Annotated in this window: 3 protein-coding genes; 2 read left to right on the forward strand and 1 reads right to left on the reverse strand. The window is 65.3% G+C overall.

Translation table 11 applies throughout. The features are described 5' to 3' along the window. The coding region (gene asnB / locus ACFWF3_RS30065; RefSeq protein WP_379317016.1) for an asparagine synthase (glutamine-hydrolyzing) at positions 1–1139 on the reverse strand (1139 nt) is incomplete at its 3' end. Between the two features lie 481 nt (positions 1140–1620). On the opposite strand from asnB, the gene ACFWF3_RS30070 reads away from it, so the two are divergent. Both ACFWF3_RS30070 and ACFWF3_RS30075 read left to right on the forward strand, forming a co-directional pair. Then, on the forward strand, positions 1621–2610 hold the full coding sequence (locus ACFWF3_RS30070; RefSeq protein WP_378992675.1) for a cytochrome c oxidase subunit II: 990 nt from the start codon (positions 1621–1623) through the stop codon (positions 2608–2610). A 10-nt stretch (positions 2611–2620) separates the two neighbouring features. Continuing rightward, on the forward strand, positions 2621–3037 hold the full coding sequence (locus tag ACFWF3_RS30075; RefSeq protein ID WP_056816603.1) for a cytochrome c oxidase subunit 4: 417 nt from the start codon (positions 2621–2623) through the stop codon (positions 3035–3037). Positions 3038–3086 lie beyond the last annotated feature (49 nt).

The following is a 3086-nucleotide window of genomic DNA, read 5'->3' on the forward strand; positions in this document are numbered from 1 at the left end:
CCCTCGCCGGAGAGCACCACCTTGACGTGCTTGCGGGCTTCCTTGGCCACGAAGTACAGCGGCACCAGGGCGGGGTCGGCGACGGGTTCGTCGAGGTACCAGACGATCTCCGGGATAGCCGCGGCGAACTCGGCGGGCGTCACCATCCGGATGTAGTGCTTCGCGCCGATCAGCTCCGCGGTCTCGGCGGCGACATCGGCCTCGGAGTACCCCTCGCGTTCGAACGCGGAGGTGAAGGTCAGCAAATTCGGGTTGTGCCGGATCGCCAGCGCGGCGATGGCGGTGGAGTCGATGCCGCCCGACAGGAACGAACCGACGGTCACATCGGCGCGCATGTGCTTGGCGACCGAGTCCTCCAGCGCCGCGGCGATCTCGGCGTAGCGTGCCTTCTCCGACCCCGCCACGAACGGGCGGACCCGGAAGTCGGGGCGGAAATAGCGGGTGACAATCGGTTCCTGGCCGACCTTCACCGTGGCGTAGTTGCCGGACTCGAGGCGACGGATGTTGCGGTGCAGCGACTCGGGCTCTGGCACGTACTGCAGCACCGTGTAGTGCTCGAGCGCGCGCGGGTCCAGCTCGTCGGACAGTTCCAGCGGGCTCAGCAGTTCGAGCAGGCTCTTCTTCTCGCTGGCGAAGGCGGTGCCGCCGGGGCCGGTCGCGATGAACAGCGGCTTGATACCGAACGGATCGCGCGCGAGGAACAGTTCCGAGGTCTCGGTGTCCCAGATCGCGAAGGCGAACATGCCGCGCAGCTTGCGCACGGCCTCGGGACCCCAGAAGTGGAAGGCGGCCACGATGGCCTCGCCGTCACCGTCGGTGGCGAAGATCTTGCCATCGGGGAATGCGGCGCCGTGCTCGGTGGCCAGCTGCTCACGCAGTTCGAGGTAGTTGTAGATCTCGCCGTTGAAGGTCATCGCGTAGCGCTGCGGGTTGTCCGCGGGGCCCCAGCGCAGCGGCTGGTGCGAGTGCTCGATATCGATGATGGACAGGCGATTGAACCCGAAGATCATGTGATCGTCGTGCCAGGTGCCCTTCTCGTCCGGGCCACGATGCCGCTGGCAGTGCAGCGCGTCGTACACCTGATCGACCACCGCGGTCGTCGCGGAATCAGCTGTCAGGAATCCGAGCAGTCCGCACACGGTGTCGCCCAACCTTCTCTCGTTCGATGATGGGTGGCCACAACGGGCCGAAACGCTGTGTCCGAGTATGCCGCACGCCTGCCCGACACGCCGCGCTCGCCCGCTCCCGCGGGGTGCGCAGCCACCAGACGAGGGCCAAACCGCAGGTCGCGATGTTCGGCGCGGTCACGGCGGAGTGTCGAAAGTGACCCCGCGACAAGACAGTGCCCGCTTTGGTCTACGCTGCGTAGTACTCAGGTCCTTCTCAGGTGTGCAGGCGTCACAGCGGCAATACTTCGAGAGGCCTGAAACTGCTTTGAAGAGGTGTCGGAACGGGCGAATCGCCGCCCGGACGACGCAATGTGTCGGAATGTGTGGCGACCAGGAAGGCGTGAGCGTGGCGCACAAGGCGAGCGAAGAGATCGGGGCACGACCCGAGAAGGGTCGGCAGGGCCGGATCCTTCGGCGGGCCGGGCTGGCGGTGTCCTTGGGGATCACCGCGATGCTCGTCTCGGGCTGCTCGATCGACAATGTTTGGCTCCGGTTCGGCTGGCCGTCGGGTATCACCCCGCAGGCCACCCGGATGCGCGAGCTGTGGACCTGGTCGGTGCTGGCCGCGCTCGCCATGGGCGTGCTGGTCTGGGGTCTGACCTTCTGGACGGTCATCTTCCACCGCAAGCGCAAGAACTCCCCGGAGTTCCCGCGCCAGACCGGCTACAACGTGTCGCTGGAGCTGACCTACACGGCGATCCCGTTCGTGATCATCGCGGTGCTGTTCTACTTCACCGTGGTCGTGCAGAACTATGTGCACGAGAAGACCGACAACCCGGATGTCACCGTCGACGTGACCGCCTTCCAGTGGAACTGGAAGTTCGGCTACCGCAACATCAACAACGTCGGCGGTCTCACCTGGAACGGCATCGACACGGAGAAGGAGCTGCTGAACGAAGAGCAGCTCGCCGAATACCGTGAGCTGAAGAACGACAAGGGTCACCCGCAGCCGGGCCCCCTGCACGGCAAGCCGGCCAACGACATCCTCTCGTACCTGCACTACGACAAGGTCGAGACCTTCGGCTCCAGCGAAGAGATTCCGGTCCTGGTGCTGCCGACCGGTAAGCGCATCGAGTTCCAGCTCGCCGCCGCCGACGTGATCCACGCCTTCTGGGTGCCGGAGTTCATGTTCAAGCGCGACGTGATGCCGAACCCGAAGGAAAACCAGTCCGACAACGTCTTCCAGATCTCCGAGATCGAGAAGGAAGGCGCGTTCGTCGGCCGCTGCGCCGAGATGTGCGGCACCTACCACTCGATGATGAACTTCGAGGTCCGCGCGGTCTCGCCGGAGAAGTACGCCAAGTACATGCAGGCGCGCATCGAGGGCAAGACCAACGGTGAGGCGCTGGCATCGATCGGCGAGTCGCCGGTGGCCACCTCCACGTACCCCTTCAACACCAAGCGTGATGCCAAGAGCGCTTCGGTGAACGAGAGCAAGTGAGGATTCTGATATGAGGATCGAAGCGCGGATCTTCGAACTGCTCACGGCGTTCTTCATCCTGGTGGGCATCGTCTACGGCTTCTTCACCGCCCAGTCGCGCACCGGCATCGAGTGGGCAGGCACTACCGCGATCGTGCTGACCGCGGGTCTGTCGCTGATCATCGGCACCTACTTCCGGTTCGTCGCGCGTCGCATCGACCTGCGTCCCGAGGACTACGAAGAGGCCGAGATCGTCGACGGCGCCGGTGACCTGGGCTTCTTCTCGCCCGGTAGCTTCTGGCCCATCCTCCTCGCGGGCGCCGGTTCGGTGACCGCGCTGGGTCTGGCGTTCTTCCAGTTCTGGCTGATCGGCCTCGGCGTGGTGCTCGTGCTCGCCGCCGCCGCCGGGCTGGTCTTCGAGTACTACCTGGGTGCCGAGAAGCACTGATCCACCAGGAAACGGTCGCCGCGACGCCCTCGAGCCGAGGGAGTCGCGG

Origin of the sequence: Nocardia sp. NPDC060220 (genome assembly GCF_042727815.1) — a bacterium.
GTDB lineage: Bacteria > Actinomycetota > Actinomycetes > Mycobacteriales > Mycobacteriaceae > Nocardia.

What these genes read in the sequence shown, in the direction of transcription:
- ACFWF3_RS30075 (WP_056816603.1), top strand. Translation starts at nt 2,621, where the DNA reads ATGAGGATCGAAGCGCGGATCTTCGAACTGCTCACGGCGTTCTTCATC.
- ACFWF3_RS30070 (WP_378992675.1), top strand. Translation starts at nt 1,621, where the DNA reads ATGCTCGTCTCGGGCTGCTCGATCGACAATGTTTGGCTCCGGTTCGGC.